We start from the raw sequence: 16416 nt of genomic DNA, 5'->3' as shown, positions 1-16416 counted from the left end.
AGGGACGCAACCCGCCCATGCGACCAATCCTCGCGAATTGTCGCCTGGAGACAGCCCATGCCCCGCCTCTCGCCAACGGCCCTGGCCGCCCTTTCCTTCATCGCCGCCGCCGGCCTGGCCCATGCCCAGGGGCCGCGTGGTGGCCAGGACGCCAACGGCGACGGCGTGGTCAGCGCCCAGGAGTTCGAGGACGCCGCCAAGGCGCGGTTCCAGCGCCTGGACGCCAACCATGACGGCGTGATCGACGCCGAGGAACTGGCCGCGATTCAGCAGCGGATGGAGGCGAGGCGCGCAGAGCATCCGGAGGCGGGTAAGGGCGGCGGCGGGAGCGCGGCCTTGAGCGCCATGGACGCCGACCACGACGGCAAGATCACCGAGGCCGAGGCCCTGGCCGCCGCCAAGGCCCGCTTCGCCGCGCTCGACGCCGACAAGAACGGCGAGCTCAGCGAGGCCGAACTGCCCGCCCGGCGCGGTCCCCCCAACTAAGGACCGCTAGCCCGGCGAGCGGTTGACCGGCGCCGCGTAATCCTTGCCCTGAAGCGCCATCGCCTCGATCGCCCGGTCGCCGACGAACGGGTTGGACCGCCGCTCGGCCCCGAAGGTCGACATCGGGCCATGGCCTGGCACGAACTGGACGTCGTCGCCCAGCGGCCACAATTTGCCGGTGATGGCCTCCAGCAGGTCTTGGTGGTTGCCGCGCGGGAAGTCGGTGCGGCCGATCGAGCCCTTGAACAGCACGTCACCGACCTGGGCGAAGCGCGCCTGGCGATGGAAGAAGATCACATGGCCTGGCGTATGGCCGGGACAGTGCAGCACCTCGAACTGGGTGTCGCCCAGGGTGACCACGTCGCCGTCGTCCAGCCAGCGGTCGGTGACGAAGATTCGCGCTTCCGGGATGCCGTACATCTCGCCGCTCTCCTGGATGCGGTCGATCCAGAACTGGTCGTCCTTGTGCGGGCCCTCGATCGGGACGCCGGTCAGGCGCTTGAGCTCGGCCGCGCCGCCGGCGTGGTCCATGTGGCCGTGGGTGATCCAGATCTTCTCCAGGGTCAGGCCCTGGTCCTCGATGGCCTTGATCAGGCGCGGGATCTCGCCGCCGGGATCGATCACCGCGGCCTTTTTGGTCTTGGCGCACCAGACGATCGTGCAGTTCTGCTGCAGCGGCGTGACCGGCGCGATGACGGCGCGGATCGGCATGTCGGCCATTGCGGGCGGCTCCAAACGAAAACGGGCGGAGACCCGAGGATCCCCGCCCGTCCGAACTAAGCGTTATGGACGCTCGTTCAAGTCCTATTCCGCGCCCGGCAGGCCGGTGGGCGGCGCGTCCTTGTCCAGCTCGTGGACCTCGTCGGTGTGGCCGCGGCCGACGTGGCTCTTGCGGAAGCCGTAGGCGAAATAGATCGCCAGGCCCAGGGCGCCCCAGATCGGCAGGACCAGCATCGATTCCGTGGGCAGGTTGAAGTAGAGGCCCGCGCAGCCGACCATGGCCACCGGCGCGACCACCCAGACCAGCGGGGTCTTGAACGGACGCGGACGGTTGGGATCCTTCACCCGCAGCACCATCACCGCGATCGCCACCATGAAGAAGGCGAACAGGGTGCCGGAGTTGGAGATGTCGGCCAGCTGACCCACCGGGAAGAAGGCAGCCGCGATGGCCACGAACAGGCCCGTGGCGATGGTGACGACGTGCGGGGTCTTCCACTTGGGATGGATGGCGGCCAGACCCTCGGGCAGCAGGCCGTCGCGGGCCATGACGAAGAAGATGCGGGTCTGGCCGTAGATCATCATCAGGATGACGGAGGGCAGGGCCAGGTTGGCGGCCAGGCCCAGCAGGTTGCCGACCACCGGCCAGTTGATCTCGCGCAGCACGTGGGCCAGCGCTTCGTTCGAGCAGACCAGGCGGTCGGCGTTGGCGGCGGTGGCGCAGGCGGCCTGGAATCCGGCCGAGCCGGGCTGGACGACCGAACCGTCCAGGGCCAGCACCGGCTGGGCGCCGATGGCGCCGATCGCGCCGGCGGCGACCAGCAGGTAGAAGATGGTGCAGATCCCCAGGCTGCCGATCAGGCCGATCGGCACATTGCGCTGCGGGTTCTTGGTCTCCTCGGCGGCCGTCGAGACGGCGTCGAAGCCGACATAGGCGAAGAAGATCGAGGCGGCGGCGCCGACCACGCCCATGCCGGTGGTGCCATGCGGACCGAACCAGCCGTTGGGGGTGAAGGGCGAGAAATTGCCGGTCTTCAGGACCGGGATGGTCAGGATCACGAAGGCGGTCAAGGCCGAGACTTTGATCACCACCAGCGCCGCGTTGACCCGGGCGCTCTCGGTGGTGCCGCGCACCAGTAGGGCGGTCACGGTCAGGGCCACCAGGATGGCCGGAATGTTGACGACGCCGGCGCTGAAGTCGGCGACCGGAACGAAGCCGTTCATCGACCAGGCGGGACCGGATCGCAGGGCGTCTGGCCAATGGAAGTGCAGGGCGTTCTCGATCAGGCCGAGGAAGTAGCCCGACCATCCGACCGATACCGCGCTGGCGGCGACGGCGTATTCCAGGATCAGGGCCCAGCCGACCATCCAGGCCAGCAGTTCGCCCATCACGGCGTAGGTGTAGGTGTAGGCCGAACCCGACACCGGCACCATCGAGGCCAGTTCCGAATAGCAGAGCGCGGCGATGGCGCAGACGGCGCCGGCGATCACGAAGCTCCACATCATGCCAGGGCCCGCCTTCTGGGCGGCGGCGGCGGTCAGGACGAAGATGCCCGTGCCGATGATCGCGCCCACCCCCAGCAGGGTGAGCTGAATGGGACCGAGCGAGCGATGCAGCGACTTCTTCTCGGCCGTTGCTAGAATCGCATCCAGTGACTTAACGCGCCACATATTTCCTCCAGGGACCCGCGGCCACCCCCGGGGGCCGCGTAGATAAATTTTGCGGACCGTGGCCCGGTTAGCGGGACGCGGTCAAGGTAAAGCGGAGGGCGTGCGTAATTGTTCGCCTCGCTGTGCGCAATATGAGCCAGGGTCTGCCGGCCCGATGTTGCGTTGCAGCACGCTTCCTGGTCGCTGATGCTTGCCGCTTAGGCGGTTCCGGTAAGAGCACGCTCCGGCGGCCGACGCTTGGTGATTTCCGGCGCCGCCCTTAAACCACGCCGCGTGACCCTTCCCATCCACGAAGCCTTGCCAGCCTTGAAATCCGCGCTCGCCGGCCGCGAGGCCGCCGTGCTGGTTGCGCCGCCCGGCGCGGGCAAGACCACGGTCGTGCCCCTGGCCCTGCTGGACCAGGCGTGGGCCGCCGGCGGCAAGATCGTCATGCTGGAGCCGCGCCGCCTGGCCGCCCGCGCCGCCGCGTCGCGCATGGCCCAGAGCCTGGGCGAGGCCGTCGGCGAGACGGTGGGGTTCCGGGTGCGGCTGCAGTCGAAGGTCTCGACCAGGACCCGGATCGAGGTGGTGACCGAGGGCGTCTTCACCCGGATGATTCTCGACGACCCCGGCCTGGACGGCGTGGCGGCGGTGATTTTCGACGAGTTCCACGAGCGCAGCCTCGACGCCGATCTGGGCCTGGCCCTGGCTCGCGACGCGCAAGGGTTGGTGCGCGAGGACCTGAAGCTCCTGGTGATGTCGGCCACGCTGGACGGGGCGCGGATCTCGGCCCTGCTGGGCGAGGCGCCGATCGTCGAGAGCCAGGGACGGATGTTCCCGGTCGATACCCGCTATCTGGGCCGCGACGACCGGCAACGTCTTGAGGAGCGGGTGGTCCGCGCCGTCGAGCGGGCCTTGGCCGAGGAGGCGGGGAGCCTGCTGGTCTTCCTGCCGGGCCAGGGCGAGATCCGGCGGACCGAGTCCTTGCTGCGCGAACGGCTGCGGCGGCCGGGTGTCGATGTCGCGCCCCTCTATGGCGCGCTGGAGCCCGCCGAGCAGGACCGCGCCGTGGCCCCGGCCGCGCCTGGTCGGCGCAAGGTGGTGCTGGCGACCTCGATCGCCGAGACCAGCCTGACCATCGAGGGCGTGCGGGTGGTGATCGACTGCGGCCTGGCCCGCGTGCCGCGCTTCGATCCGGCCAGCGGCTTGACCCGGCTGGAGACCGTTCGCGTCAGTCGCGCCGCCGCCGACCAGCGCCGGGGCCGAGCCGGCCGCACCGAGCCGGGCGTCTGCTACCGCCTGTGGGACGAACCGGAGACCCGGGCCCTGCCGGCCTTCGCTCGCCCTGAGATCCTGGAGGCCGACCTGTCGCGCCTGGCCCTGGACCTGGCCCGCTGGGGCGCGCGGGACGTCGCCGACCTGGCTTTCCTCGACAAGCCGCCGTCCGCCGCCTTCGCCGAGGCGCGGACCCTGCTCAACCGCTTGCGGGCCCTGGACGGCCAGGGCGGCCTGACCGCCCACGGCCGGGCCCTGGCCGACATGCCGCTGGCCCCGCGCCTGGCCCACATGGTGGTCCGCGCCGCCGCATCGGGCCAGGCCGAGCGGGGCGCGAAGGTGGCCGCCGTGCTCAGCGAGCAGGGCCTGGGCGGCCGCGACGTCGACCTGCGCCACCGGCTGGAGGGCTTCGACCGCGACCGCTCGCCCCGGGCCCGGGATGCCCGGACCCTGTCGGAACGCTGGGCGCGCCAGGCAGGCGGGGCCGCTGGGCGGGTCCCGGGCGCCACGGCGCTGGACGACGCCCTGATGCTGGCCGAGGCCTATCCGGAGCGGGTGGCCCGGGCCCGGGGCAAGGCGGGCGAGTACCAACTGGCCAGCGGGCGCGGAGTCTATCTGGAGCCGACCGACCCCCTGGCCCGCGAGACCTGGCTGGCGGTCGGCGAACTGGGCGGCGGCGAGGCCCGCGACCGGATCCTGCTGGCCGCGCCGCTCGAAGAGGCGGCCCTGCGCGAGGCCTTCGCCGACCGACTGGTGGCCGAGGACCGGCTGGAGCCCGACGCCCGGGGCAAGGTCCGCGCCCGTCGCCTGCTGCGCCTGGGCAAGCTGGTGGTCGAGGAGCGGCTGCTGGACAAGATTGACCCGGCTCTGGTGGCCAAGGCCCTGCTGGACCAGGTCGAGCGCGAAGGGCTGTCGGCCGTGCCGCTGGGCGAGGGGGCCCAGGCCCTGCGCCGCCGGGTCGCCTTCCTGCATCGCCGCGATCCCGAGACCTGGCCGGACCTGTCGGACGCGGCCCTGCTGGGCCGCCGGGCGGAGTGGCTGGAGCCGCTGCTGGCCGGCCGCTCGGCCCTGTCGCAGCTTTCCGACCCCGCCCTGGCGGACGCCATCCGCACCCTGGTCCCCTGGGAGCTGCACCGGCGTCTCGACGCCGAAGCCCCCGCCCGGTTCACCGCTCCGACCGGTTCCAGTTTCGCCATCGACTACGCGGCCGACGGCGGTCCGCGGGTCGACGTGCGGGTGCAGGAGCTGTTCGGGCTGACGGCTCACCCGACGGTCGGCGGCGCGCCGCTGGTGCTGGCCCTGCTGTCGCCCGGCCACAAGCCGATCCAGATCACCCGCGACCTGCCGGGCTTCTGGAAGGGCTCCTGGCGCGAGGTGAAGACCGAGATGAAGGGCCGCTATCCGCGCCACGTCTGGCCGGACGACCCGGCGGCCGCCGCGCCCACGACCCGGGCCAAGCCCCGGGGAACGTGAGCCCCAGGCCGTCTCCACCTACTCCAAGTCCCCATAAGGGGCAGGTTTAGAAAGACGGGCGCCTAGGCCAGCACGACCTTCCCATCCACCCGCCGGGCGATGCCCAGCGGGTTAGCGTCCTGCAGCTCGGCCGGCAGGAGGGCCGCCGGGAGGTTCTGGTACGACACCGGCCGCAGGAAGCGGAAGATCGCCAGCGAGCCGACCGAGGTCGTGCGGCTGTCCGAGGTCGACGGGAACGGGCCGCCGTGGACCATGGCATGGCCGACCTCGACGCCGGTGCCGAAGCCGTTGACCAGCACCCGGCCGGCCTTCAGCTCCAGGGTTGGCAGCAGGGCGCGGGCCAGGTCGGTGTCGGCCTCGTCCATGTGCACGGCGATGGTCAGCTGGCCTTCCAGCGCGGTCAGAATCTGGGTCAGCTGGGCCAGATCCTTGGCGCGGACCACCAGCGAGGCGGCGCCGAACACCTCGTCCTGCAGGTGCGGTGTGGCCAGGAAGGTGGCGGCGTCGACGGAGAACAGGGTCGCGCGCCCCTGGCCGTGGCCGCCGTCCAGGCCATGGGCCACCTCGGTGACGCCCGAGGTCTCGGCCAGGGCCTTCACGCCGCCGGTATAGGCCTTGCAGATGCCGGGGGTCAGCATCTGGCCGGCCGGGGCCTTGGCGATGACCTCGGCGGTGGCCGCCAGGAAGGCGTCCAGCTCGGGGCCGTCGATGCCCAGGATCAGGCCGGGATTGGTGCAGAACTGGCCCGCGCCTTGGGTCAGGGCGGCGACGAACTCGGGCGCGATGGCTGGGCCGCGCGCCTTCAGGGCGTTCGGCAGCAGCAGGACCGGGTTGATGCTGCTCATCTCGGCGTAGAACGGGATCGGCTCGGGACGGCCTTGGGCGATGGCCGTAAGGGCGAGACCCGCGCGGCGCGAGCCGGTGAAGCCGGCGGCCTTGATGCGAGCGTCGGCGACCAGGCCCTGCGAGATCTCGATGCCGGCGTCGTGCAGCAGGGCGAAGACGCCCGACGGCAGGCCGCATTCCTTCACGGCGTCCTGGACGGCGCGGCCGACCAGTTCCGAGGCGCCCGGATGGGCCGGGTGAGCCTTGACCACCACGGGGCAGCCGGCCGCCAGGGCCGAGGCGGTGTCGCCGCCGGCCACCGAGAAGGCCAGCGGGAAGTTGCTGGCGCCGAACACCGCCACCGGACCCAGCGGCACGTTGCGCAGGCGCAGGTCCGGACGCGGCAACGGCTTGCGGTCCGGCTGGGCCGGGTCAATGCGGGCCTCCAGCCAGCCGCCGTCGCGCAACACGCCCGCGAACATCTTCAACTGGCCCATGGTGCGGCCGCGCTCGCCTTCGAGGCGGGCGCGGGGCAGGCCGGTCTCGGCCATGGCGCGGACGATCAGCGCGTCGCCGATCGCCTCGATCTTGGCGGCGATTGTCTCCAGGAACACGGCGCGCTGTTCGGGCGAGGTGGCGCGGTAGGGGCCGAAGGCGGCGGCCGCCAGGGCGGCCGCCTCGTCCAGATCGGCCTTGGTCGCGCCGCCGAAGGTCACTTCCAGCGCCTCGCCGGTGCTGGGATCGACCGCATGGATGGCGCCGCCGGTTCCGGCGCGAGCGCCGCCGTCGATCAGAAGCTCTCCGGTGATGGTCATGGCGCGATCCTCGTGTCCTCGTTGAACGGGTCTTAGATGATACCGCTCCCATCGGCGTCAAGCCGGCGGCTTCGATGCCTGCTGATTTCGAGGGTTTTCAGGGCGTCTTGACTAACTCATAACCCGCAAGTTATGAGTCACCCATAGCCAACGGGTTATCAGTTTTCATGACGGACGCACACGACCTGCTCTTCAGGACGCTTGCCGACCCCACCCGGCGTGGGATCTTCGAGCGGCTGTGCCGCGACGGCGAGCAGACGGTCGGAGCTCTGACGGCCTTGGCCGGCGTCTCGCAGCCGGCGGTCTCCAAGCACCTTGGGGTGCTCAAGCAGGCCGGTCTCGTCAGCGATCGCCATGAGGGCCGCCAGACGCACTACAGCGCCCAGCTGAACGCCCTTGCCCCGTTGGTCGACTGGACAAGCCGCATGGCCGGGTTCTGGGAGACCCGGTTCGACAGCCTCGAAGACCTGCTCAACAGGATGGACCAATGACCAGCACCGCGACGCAAACCCGTTCCGTCGTCGTCGAACGCGACATCGCTCATCCGCCGGAAAAGCTCTGGCGCGCCCTGACCCAGCCGCACCTGATGGAGGAATGGCTGATGAAGAACGACTTCAAGCCCGTCGTCGGCCACAGCTTCAATCTGCGCGGCGAGTGGGGCGGGGTGCTGGACTGCAAGGTCCTGGCCGTCGAGCCGCACAAGACCCTGTCTTACACCTGGGATTTCGCCCACGAGGACCCGGCCTACAACCTCCAGAGCGTGGTGACCTTCACTCTGACTCCGACCAGCACCGGCACGCATCTGCGCGTCGAGCAGGCGGGCTTCCACCCCGACCAGAAGCAGGCTTACGGCGGCGCCCATGCCGGCTGGAAGTCGTTCCTGGGCAATCTGGACCAGGTCCTGGATCGACTGGACTAGGCCGCGGCGTCCCGTCCCACCTTCAAAAGGAGAAGTCCCTTGAGCGCCCTCATCCGCCAGATCCACCGCTGGCTGTCCATCCTCTTCACGGCCGGCGTCGTCGGCTACATGATCGTCATGACGCAAGGCCAGCCCCCGTACTGGGTTGGCCTGTTCGCCCTGGTTCCGCTGATCCTGCTGCTGGTCAGCGGCCTGTACATGTTCGTGCTGCCCTATGTCGCCAAGGGACGCGCTCGGCGACGCGTGGAGGGATAGGAGGAGCCGCCATGGCCGAGGACGCGCCGGAGCCGAAGCTGCTGTCGGGCGGCAACCCGCAGGTCGCCAAGGGCTACGGCGACGCGCCCGTCCAGGCCTATATCGCGGCCATGCCCGGGTGGAAACGCGATGTCGGGCGCAGGCTCGACGCGCTGATCGAGAAGGCGGTCCCTGGCGTGGGCAAGGCGGTCAAGTGGAACTCGCCGTTCTATGGCGTCGGGGAGAAGAGCTGGTTTCTCGCCATTCACTGCTACGCGAAGTACGTCAGGGTGGCCTTCTTCCGCGGCGCGGCGCTGGATCCGGTTCCGCCGGTCAGCTCGAAGCAGGAGAACGTGCGGTATTTCCACATCCACGAGGACGACCCGATCGACGAGGCCCGGTTCATCGACTGGGTGAGACAGGCTAGCCAATTGCCCGGCGAACACCTGTGAGCTGTCACGACGAGGTATGAGATCATGAAGAAGAAGATGGGCGGCCCGCTGGATGGCCCGCCGTCCGAACTGATCGATAAGGCGATCGCGGCGCTGGACGACTGGCGCGGCGAGACCCTGGCTCGCATCCGCAAACTGATCCACGAGGCCGATCCCGAGGTGGTCGAGGAGTGGAAGTGGGGGATTCCAGTCTGGTCGCACGACGGCATCCTCTGCACCGGAGAGACCTATAAGGCCGCGGTGAAGACGACCTTCATCAAGGGCGCGTCGGTGGACGACCCTTCGGGCCTGTTCAATTCCAGCCTGGAGGGCGCCACCCGGCGGGCGATCGACTTTCGCCAGGGCGAGGCGATCGACGAAGAGGCGTTCAAGGCGCTGATCCGCGCCGCCGTAGCGCTGAACGTTTCGACGCGAAAGGCGAAGAAGCCCGCCTGACGCGTACCTGACCCGCCCAAGCGCGGGCGCGCCACGACGACTGTCGGAGCTCAAAGGCAAAACGCCGCGACGGCCGGTCAGCCGTCGCGGCGTTCTCGTTCTTATGCGAGCTGTCGTTATTTCTTGTCGGTGGTCAGCTTGAAGACCATGACGTTGCGGTACTTCTGGCCCGGATCCAGTCGAACCGGCGCGAAGGCCGGCTTGTTGGGGGCGTCGGGGAAGTGCTGCGGCTCCAGGGCGATGCCGTCGCCCTGGCGATAGATCTTGCCGCTCTTGCTCACGGTCGTGCCGTCGATGAAGTTGCCGGTGTAGAACTGGATGCCCGGCTGATCGCTGAGGATCTCCAGCACCCGGCCGCTCTTGGGATCGGCCAGACGCGCGGCCAGACGCGGGGCGCCGCCGGCCTTGCCGGTCAGCACCATGTTGTGGTCGTAGCCGCGGCCGATGACCATCTGCGGGTCGCGAGCGTCCCGGACCCGCTCGCCCACCACGTGCGGCTTGCGGAAGTCGAACGGCGTGCCGGCCACCGGCGTGATCGGACCCGTGGGGATCAGCTCGGCGTCGACCGGCGTATAGCCGTCGGACGCAAGGGTCAGGACATTGCCCATAGCCCCCTCGGCCGAGCCTTCGCCGGCCAGGTTGAACAGCGCGTGGTTGGTCATATTGACGATGGTCGGCTTGTCGGTGGTCGCGCCGTACGTAATGGTCAGCTGGTTCTGCTCATCCAGGGCGTAGGTCGCCGTGGCGGTCAGGGTTCCGGGATAGCCTTCCTCGCCGTCGGGGCTGACATAGGTGAAGGTGACCGAAGCGACCGGGCCGCGCTTGACGTCGGCGACCTTCCAGACCTGCTTGTCGAAGCCCTTGACCCCGCCGTGCAGGGCGGCGACGCCGTTGTTATTCAGGGCCAGCTGGTAGGTCTTGCCGTCCAGGGTGAAGCGGCCCTTGCCGATGCGGTTGGCGAACCGGCCGACAGAAGACCCGAAATAGCTGGCGTTCTTGGCGTAGGCCTCGGCGTCCTTGAAGCCCAGGGCGATGTCGGCCTTGGTTCCGTCGCGGCCGGGCGCGATCAGCGACTGCAGCGTGGCGCCGTAGGTGATCACCGTGGCGCTGACGCCCTTGCCATTGGTCAGGGTGATGGCCTCGACCTCGACGCCGTCGGGCGTCTTGCCGAACGGGGCGCGGGCATAGTCGGCCGCGAAGGCTCCCGCCGGGAGGGCGATGGCGGTGGCGGCCAGGAGGGCGCCGGTCAGTTTGCGGCCTGAAGTCTTCATGGGGTTCCTCGTTCCAACGATCGCGAGCGGCTCTGGATGGCGCTTGGCGATCATATAGTCCGACAATTGGAGCCTGCGCAATCGAAGCTGGGCGGAAAGAGCGGGGGCGCGTCGTCGAGCGAGCCGAACCCATGCCTGAGAAGGGTTCAGAGAGCCACGGGCCATCCGTCGGCGGTCCAGCCCAGGGGCTGAATGCGCAGGGTGGGAACCCCGCCCTTCCGGGCGTCGTAGGCGTGGTAGACGATGTGGTCGCGCCCGTCGTCGCGCAGCACGGCCACGTGACCTGGTCCCTTGAAACGCCTGGTCGGATCCAGGTCGGCGTGCAGCACGATGAAGCCGCCGCCCTTCATCATCGCCTTGCCGTCGCGATCGACATAGGGCCCGGCCACGGCCTTCGAGCGGCCGACCACGGTGTAGTAGGTGCTGTCGGCGCCGCGGCAGCAGAAGTCGAACGAGGCAAACAGATAGAACCAGCCGTCGCGCTCGACGATGCAGGGGGCTTCGACGGCGCTGGGCCTGGGGCGGGCGGCGATCGCGGCCAGAGGCGCGCCGGGCCTGGGCTTGCCGGTCGTCGGGTCGATCTCAACCAGCTTGAGGCCCGACCAGAAGCTGCCGAAGCTCATCCAGACGCGGCCGTCCGACGTGGTGACGATGTTGGGGTCGATGGCGTTGAAGTCGTCGCTGGGCCTGGAGGCCAGCACCACGCCCTCGTCGCGCCAGCCGAAGGCGGGGTCGGACCGGTCCAGGGTCGCGGTGGTCTGGAGAGCGATGGCCGAACGGTTCTTCCCGAACGTCGAGAGGGCGTAATAGAGGTGGTAGCGGCCGTTGATCAGGCTGATGTCCGGGGCCCAGGCTCCGCGCACGCCGGGGACCTCTCCCTGCGCCCAGTCGGGCAGGGCGGGCATGACAGCGCCGATCAGGGTCCAGCGCACCAGGTCCGGCGAGGTGCGCCAAGGGATCAGGCCGGGCTTTTGGTTGGCCTGGCTGGTGCAGAACAGGTGATAGGTGCCGCCCTGCCGGATGATGCAGGGGTCGTGCACGGGCGACAGGTCGCCCGTCATCCGGTCGTTGAGGCTGGCCTCGGCCAGGGCCGGCGCGGCGACCAGGCTCGCCGTCGAGAGGCCGCCGGCCAGGGCGTATCTGCGGGTCAGCATCAAGACCTCCGGCGCCGGAAAGCGAGAGACGAGAGGAACGCTCGGCCGAGAGCTCGGCCGGGCGCGGGGTTCTACATCTTCCAGCGGAAACCGATCAGGACCTGGCGGTCGTAGCGACGGGTGTCGCGCGGATACAGGTGCTTGTCGGTGAAGTAGTCCTTGAACTCGGTGTCGAGCAGATTGACGCCTTCCAGGGTCAGGGTGAGCTTGTCGCCCACCTTGTAGGAGAGGCTGCCGTCCATCTGGGCGGTGTTGTCGGCGATCAGGTCGAAGCCGCTGTTCTCGAAGTTGGGCGTGTCGAGGAAGTGCTGGCGCCAGTTATAGGCCAGGCGACCGGAGATCGGGCCTTTCTCGTAGAGGACGGCCACGTTGTAGGACCACTTCGACAGACCGCGGAACTCGGTCTTCACGCCGGTGACGGCGTTCTTCATCGAGCCGTCCATGAAGGTGAGGTTGGCCTGCAGGCCCAAGCCGCTCAGCGGGCCGGGCAGGAAGTCGTAGAACTGCTGGTAGCCGACCTCGACGCCGTCCAGCTTGTCCTTCCCCGAGTTGCTCGGCCGGGTCATGATGTAGGTAGTGCCGTTGATCACCTCGTTGGCCGAAGTGGTCTCGACATAGCCGTCGATGTTGCGGTGGAAGTAGGCCAGCGTCAGGAAGCCGTCCGCGGCGAAGTACCATTCCAGCGAGGTGTCGAGGCTGTCGGAGGTCACCGGCTTCAGGTTCGGATTGCCGCCGGAGCCGGACAGGAAGGTGGTGTTTGACGCCACGGTCGACAGCGACACGCCCGGATTGAGCTGGGCGAAGTCGGGGCGGGTGACCGTGCGCCCCAGTGAGATGCGGCCGATCAGGTCGGGACGCAGGTTGAACTTCAGGTTCGCGCTGGGCAGCAGGTCGACGGACGAGTTCTTCTTGCTGGTCGGCGTATAGGCCAGGATGGGGCTGGCGGTGTCGACGTTGTTGCCGCCCAGGGTCTGTTCGGTGCGGACCAGGCGCAGGCCCACCACGCCGCTCCACGGCACGCTGCCCAAGTCGCCGCCGATCTTGGACTGGACGTAGCCGGCATAGGTCTTCTCGACGTCCGAGAAGAACATGCCCGGGTCGATCCGCCGCTTGCCGGTGACGGGGTCGTTGCGCAAGGCGAACAGGGCGGCGCTGGTGGCGTTGCGATCGTAGAGCAGCGCGGTCTGGGCCCGCACCTTGTCGGTGTTGTTCAGCAGGTACGAGGCGCTGGGGGTATACCACTGGGTGGTGATGTAATCGGGACCGCCGCCGGCCATGGGCTCGGACACGCCGTTCAGGCCGGGCAGGGTGCTGACTGAGGTGTGAGTGAACGGATAGGCCGCACCGCCGTACGACTGGTTGGATTCGGCGCTGCGGTCGGCGTAGCGGAAGCCGGCGCTGATCTCGCGGATGAACTCGTCGGCGGGGGCGGTGTAGACGACGTCGGCGCGCCAGTCGACCGACGTCCCGGTCTGCTTGCCGTAGTTGTCGAACCAGTTCTCGATCGTATAGGCGGCCGGATTGGTGATGTCGTAGCCAGGGCTGTTGTAGTTCAGCTGGGCCGTGCCGTCGTGGCTGGTGTCGACCTGTACCAGCGGCACGATCGTCGAGGTGTCCATGATCGGGTTCTCGTACCGGAAGAACGAGTTGGTCACCGACAGGTCGGTCGACAGCTTGAAGCTGCCCAGTTCCTTGTAGCCGCCAGCCGAGAACTGGTTGGTGTTGGAGTGCTGGTCGTTGGCCTGGGTCGACATGATCGTGAAGACGTTGTGGTTGGTCAGCGTCTTCAGCTGGTTGGTGCCGGGGAACACGGTGGCGGACAGGTTGCCGTCGCCAAGCCAGGGCAGGCCCACCAGGAAGTCCAGTTCGAACACGTTCTTGTAGTCGGTGACGAAGCCCTCAAGGTAGAGTTCGCTGGTGTCGTCCGGGCGCCATTGCAGGGCGAAGTTGGCCGCCTTGCGCTTGCGCTCGCCGGCGATCGGGATGTAGCCCATCACGAAGGGGCCGTTGATCGAGGTGACCCCCGCCGGCAGCGGGTGGGCCGCGCTGAACGAGCCGGTGTGATCGTCTGAGCGCACGTTGAACGCTCGCTCCTCATGATAGTCGCGGTCGACGAACGACACGCCGAGCAGGGCGCCGAACTCGCCGGCGCTGGTGTCCCAGCGGTTCGAGGCGGTGGCCCCGAAGTCCGGGTTCCATTCCTTGGCCTTGTCGGAATAGACCCCATGGCCGAAGGCGTTGAACTGGGCGCCCGAGAAGTCGAACGGCCGGCGGGTGCGCACGTCGATCGCGCCGGCGATGCCGCCTTCGATCTGGTCGGCCGCGGCGCTCTTATAGACATCGACCCGTTGCAGCATGTTGGCGGGGATGTCGGCCAAGGCGATGTAGCGGCCGGTGGTGGTGAACACCTCGCGGCCGTTCAGCAGCGTCACCAGGTTGGGCAGGCCGCGGATCAGCACCGAATTGGCCTCGCCGGAGTCGCGGCGGACCTGGATGCCGGTGACCCGCGCCAGGGCGTCGGCGACGTTGTTGTCGGGCAGCTTGCCGACGTCCTCGGCGACGATCGAGTCGACGACCAAGTCGTTGTTCTTCTTGATCTGCTGGGCGCTCTGGGCGGCCTTGCGCTGGCCGGTGACGACGATCTCGTCGACCGTCTGGTCGTCCTTGGCCGTCGCCGTCTGGGCCAGGGCGGGCGCGGCGGCCAGCAAGGTCGCGGCCGACGCGGCCGAAATCAGTAGGACTCGCCGCGCGACACGCGCGGCCGATCGGATAGGCGTCTGGATGCCGGTGGTCATGAATTCCCTCCCATGTGTCATCGTCTCCCCATCTGCGCGGGGCGTTTCTCGATGAGCTTCATCTTGTCCGACAAATAGCGAACGCGCAAGTGTGTTGCGCTGGTGCCGGAAATCAAAAGAACGAGGTTCGTTTATATTTTCGATGCGGAGGTGGCTAAGCCGGCGACGATCTATTGTTATGATAAATGAAAATATGTGTTACTTATCAACCTATTGATCGCAATCGGGTCGAAGCTGATATCGGCTTATTGGTCCGAGCGCGCCGTTGCGGTGGTTCGAGCTCCTGGGGTGCGGTGAGTGAAAATCTTGGTCCGACAAATGGCTTGACACCGCGAGGACCGGCAGGCCGGGCCACGTAACTGACAGCGCTGGCCCGCGACAGACGCCGTGGCGAGGAGTCATCCCCGCGCCAGGCTGACGACGTTCCAGGACTGAGACCTCAGCGTCACGGTCAAGCGGCCGTCTTCCAGCCTGGCGGTTGGGTTGGCGGCCGGAGAAACGGCGTCCGGCGCTGCCCTGGTGTTGGTCTTCTTCAGGTCTGGATCGTGCAGTTGAGTCGAACTGGCGACCACCAGGTCGTCGGCCAGGCCGCGCAGGTCGACCGACAGCGCCATGTCGTCGGTGACGTTGCGGTTCAGGGCGAACAGGGTGGCCGCGCCGCTCTGCGGATCGCGGACGATCGTGGCCAGTAGGTTGGGAACCTCGCCGTGAGCCTTGGTCGGGAACGTGCCGGTCTCGACCTTCAGCCTCAGCACCTCGCCCCGGCCGTGGCGGGCGCAGTCGGCGAACGGATGGAAGATGGTCTGGCGCCAGGCCGGGCCGCCGGTCTCGGTCATGATCGGGCCGATCACATTGACCAGCTGGGCCAGGCACCCGGCCTTCACCCGGTCGGCGTTGTTCATCATCACGATCAGGCAGCCGCCCACCACCAGGGCGTCTTCGTGATTGTAGACTTCCTCGATCAACGGCGGGGCTTCCGGCCAGCCGGGCTTCTTCAGGTCGTCCGGGCCGCTGGCCTTGTACCAGACGTTCCATTCGTCCAGCGACAGCATGATGCGCTTCTTGGAGCGGCGCTTGGCCGCCACGGCGTCGGCGATAGAGGCGACCTCTCGGATGAAGTGGTCCAGGTCGTCGATCGTGGCCAGGAACTCGTGGATGTCGTCGGAATCATTGCGGCAATAGTGGTGCAGCGAGATGTAGTCGACCTGGTCGAAGCACTGGTCCAGCACCTCGTACTCCCACTTGCCGTAGGTGGGCATGGCCCGCTGGGACGAGCCGCAGGCGGTCAGCTCGATGGTGGGGTCGACCCACTTCATCACCTTGCCGGTCTCCTGGGCGATGCGGCCGTACTCGGCCGAGGTCTTGGCGCAGATCTGCCAGGGGCCGTCCATCTCGTTGCCGATGCACCAGAACTTGATCCCATGCGGCTGCTCGTAGCCGTGCGACCGGCGTAGGTCGGAATAGTAGGTTCCGCCCGGATGATTGCAGTATTCCAGGAAGTGGCGGGCCTCGTCGGCGCCGCGCGTGCCGACGTTGACCGCGAACATCGGCTCCAGCTCAGCCTTGCGGCACCAGGTGATGAACTCGTTGGTCCCGAACTGGTTGGTCTCGGTCGAGTGCCAGGCCAGGTCCAGGCGGACGGGGCGGTCCTCCTTGGGCCCGACGCCGTCCTCCCAGTTGTAGCCCGACAGGAAGTTGCCGCCGGGATAGCGGACCAGGGTGACGCCCAGCTCCCTGGTCAGGTCCAGCACGTCCTGGCGAAAGCCTTCCGGCGTGGCTGTGGGATGGCCGGGCTCGTAGATGCCGCCATAGACGCAGCGGCCCATGTGCTCGACGAAGGTGCCGAAGATCCGGCGGTCCAGCGGCGCCACCACGAAGTCGGCGTCGGCGATGATCTTGGCGGTCAGCATGGCGG

At 68.4% G+C, this 16416-nt stretch carries 14 protein-coding genes; 7 read left to right on the top strand and 7 right to left on the bottom strand.

Annotated elements, in window-relative coordinates; all coding sequences use genetic code 11:
* Positions 1-57: 57 nt before the first annotated feature.
* On the top strand, positions 58-486 hold the full coding sequence (locus EV278_RS10410) for an EF-hand domain-containing protein (RefSeq protein ID WP_132090413.1): 429 nt from the start codon (positions 58-60) through the stop codon (positions 484-486).
* A 6-nt stretch (positions 487-492) separates the two neighbouring features.
* Here the strand turns inward: EV278_RS10410 and EV278_RS10405 are convergent, their stop codons facing one another.
* A complete protein-coding gene (locus EV278_RS10405; RefSeq protein WP_132090410.1) occupies positions 493-1206 on the bottom strand; it encodes an MBL fold metallo-hydrolase in 714 nt (237 codons plus the stop codon).
* An 84-nt stretch (positions 1207-1290) separates the two neighbouring features.
* Positions 1291-2874: an amino acid permease gene (locus EV278_RS10400; protein ID WP_132090408.1), complete on the bottom strand. Its 1584-nt coding sequence runs from the start codon at positions 2872-2874 to the stop codon at positions 1291-1293.
* A 273-nt stretch (positions 2875-3147) separates the two neighbouring features.
* Between EV278_RS10400 and hrpB the strand changes: the two genes are divergently transcribed.
* Positions 3148-5601 carry an ATP-dependent helicase HrpB gene (hrpB, locus tag EV278_RS10395; RefSeq protein ID WP_132090405.1) on the top strand — a complete coding sequence of 818 codons (2454 nt, stop codon included), beginning with the start codon at positions 3148-3150 and terminating at the stop codon, positions 5599-5601.
* 62 nt (positions 5602-5663) lie between these two features.
* Here hrpB and EV278_RS10390 read toward each other — a convergent pair whose 3' ends face one another.
* A complete protein-coding gene (locus EV278_RS10390; RefSeq protein ID WP_132090402.1) occupies positions 5664-7241 on the bottom strand; it encodes an aldehyde dehydrogenase (NADP(+)) in 1578 nt (525 codons plus the stop codon).
* 167 nt (positions 7242-7408) lie between these two features.
* Between EV278_RS10390 and EV278_RS10385 the strand changes: the two genes are divergently transcribed.
* Genes EV278_RS10385 through EV278_RS10365 form a run of 5 tightly spaced genes read left to right on the top strand, consistent with a single transcriptional unit; the run spans position 7409 to position 9281 of the window.
* Entirely contained in the window at positions 7409-7732 is a 324-nt protein-coding gene (locus EV278_RS10385; protein WP_132090399.1) for a metalloregulator ArsR/SmtB family transcription factor, read from the top strand.
* On the top strand, positions 7729-8160 hold the full coding sequence (locus EV278_RS10380) for an SRPBCC domain-containing protein (RefSeq protein ID WP_132090396.1): 432 nt from the start codon (positions 7729-7731) through the stop codon (positions 8158-8160). Before EV278_RS10385 ends, EV278_RS10380 begins: the two co-directional genes overlap by 4 nt.
* A gap of 39 nt (positions 8161-8199) precedes the next feature.
* Positions 8200-8415: a hypothetical protein gene (locus EV278_RS10375; RefSeq protein WP_132090393.1), complete on the top strand. Its 216-nt coding sequence runs from the start codon at positions 8200-8202 to the stop codon at positions 8413-8415.
* An 11-nt stretch (positions 8416-8426) separates the two neighbouring features.
* Positions 8427-8846, top strand: a complete 420-nt coding sequence (locus tag EV278_RS10370; protein ID WP_132090391.1) for a DUF1801 domain-containing protein — start codon at positions 8427-8429, stop codon at positions 8844-8846.
* Between the two features lie 24 nt (positions 8847-8870).
* Complete coding sequence (locus EV278_RS10365) at positions 8871-9281, top strand: DUF1801 domain-containing protein (protein ID WP_207905474.1); 411 nt, start codon at positions 8871-8873, stop codon at positions 9279-9281.
* Between the two features lie 116 nt (positions 9282-9397).
* Here the strand turns inward: EV278_RS10365 and EV278_RS10360 are convergent, their stop codons facing one another.
* From EV278_RS10360 to EV278_RS24620, 4 genes are all read right to left on the bottom strand, one after another.
* A complete protein-coding gene (locus EV278_RS10360; RefSeq protein WP_132090388.1) occupies positions 9398-10552 on the bottom strand; it encodes an aldose epimerase family protein in 1155 nt (384 codons plus the stop codon).
* Positions 10553-10698: 146 nt separating this feature from the next.
* Positions 10699-11706 carry an arabinan endo-1,5-alpha-L-arabinosidase gene (locus EV278_RS10355; protein WP_132090385.1) on the bottom strand — a complete coding sequence of 336 codons (1008 nt, stop codon included), beginning with the start codon at positions 11704-11706 and terminating at the stop codon, positions 10699-10701.
* 71 nt (positions 11707-11777) lie between these two features.
* Positions 11778-14501, bottom strand: a complete 2724-nt coding sequence (locus EV278_RS10350) for a TonB-dependent receptor (protein WP_165916598.1) — start codon at positions 14499-14501, stop codon at positions 11778-11780.
* Positions 14502-14899: 398 nt separating this feature from the next.
* On the bottom strand, positions 14900-16411 hold the full coding sequence (locus EV278_RS24620; RefSeq protein ID WP_132090379.1) for an alpha-N-arabinofuranosidase: 1512 nt from the start codon (positions 16409-16411) through the stop codon (positions 14900-14902).
* Between the last annotated feature and the right edge of the window lie 5 nt (positions 16412-16416).

It is taken from the genome of Caulobacter sp. BK020, assembly GCF_004342605.1.
Classification (GTDB): Bacteria; Pseudomonadota; Alphaproteobacteria; order Caulobacterales; family Caulobacteraceae; genus Caulobacter.
The sequence above is the reverse complement of the archived record's forward strand: the minus strand, read 5'-3'. Positions and strand labels throughout refer to the sequence as shown.

Bases quoted from the DNA above. Each gene is read 5' to 3' on its own strand.
- EV278_RS10410 (WP_132090413.1), top strand. From the start codon at position 58: ATGCCCCGCCTCTCGCCAACGGCCCTGGCCGCCCTTTCCTTCATCGCC.
- EV278_RS10405 (WP_132090410.1), bottom strand. From the start codon at position 1,206: ATGGCCGACATGCCGATCCGCGCCGTCATCGCGCCGGTCACGCCGCTG.
- EV278_RS10400 (WP_132090408.1), bottom strand. From the start codon at position 2,874: ATGTGGCGCGTTAAGTCACTGGATGCGATTCTAGCAACGGCCGAGAAG.
- EV278_RS10390 (WP_132090402.1), bottom strand. From the start codon at position 7,241: ATGACCATCACCGGAGAGCTTCTGATCGACGGCGGCGCTCGCGCCGGA.
- EV278_RS10385 (WP_132090399.1), top strand. From the start codon at position 7,409: ATGACGGACGCACACGACCTGCTCTTCAGGACGCTTGCCGACCCCACC.
- EV278_RS10380 (WP_132090396.1), top strand. From the start codon at position 7,729: ATGACCAGCACCGCGACGCAAACCCGTTCCGTCGTCGTCGAACGCGAC.
- EV278_RS10370 (WP_132090391.1), top strand. From the start codon at position 8,427: ATGGCCGAGGACGCGCCGGAGCCGAAGCTGCTGTCGGGCGGCAACCCG.
- EV278_RS10365 (WP_207905474.1), top strand. From the start codon at position 8,871: ATGAAGAAGAAGATGGGCGGCCCGCTGGATGGCCCGCCGTCCGAACTG.
- EV278_RS10360 (WP_132090388.1), bottom strand. From the start codon at position 10,552: ATGAAGACTTCAGGCCGCAAACTGACCGGCGCCCTCCTGGCCGCCACC.
- EV278_RS10355 (WP_132090385.1), bottom strand. From the start codon at position 11,706: ATGCTGACCCGCAGATACGCCCTGGCCGGCGGCCTCTCGACGGCGAGC.
- EV278_RS10350 (WP_165916598.1), bottom strand. From the start codon at position 14,501: ATGACCACCGGCATCCAGACGCCTATCCGATCGGCCGCGCGTGTCGCG.
- EV278_RS24620 (WP_132090379.1), bottom strand. From the start codon at position 16,411: ATGCTGACCGCCAAGATCATCGCCGACGCCGACTTCGTGGTGGCGCCG.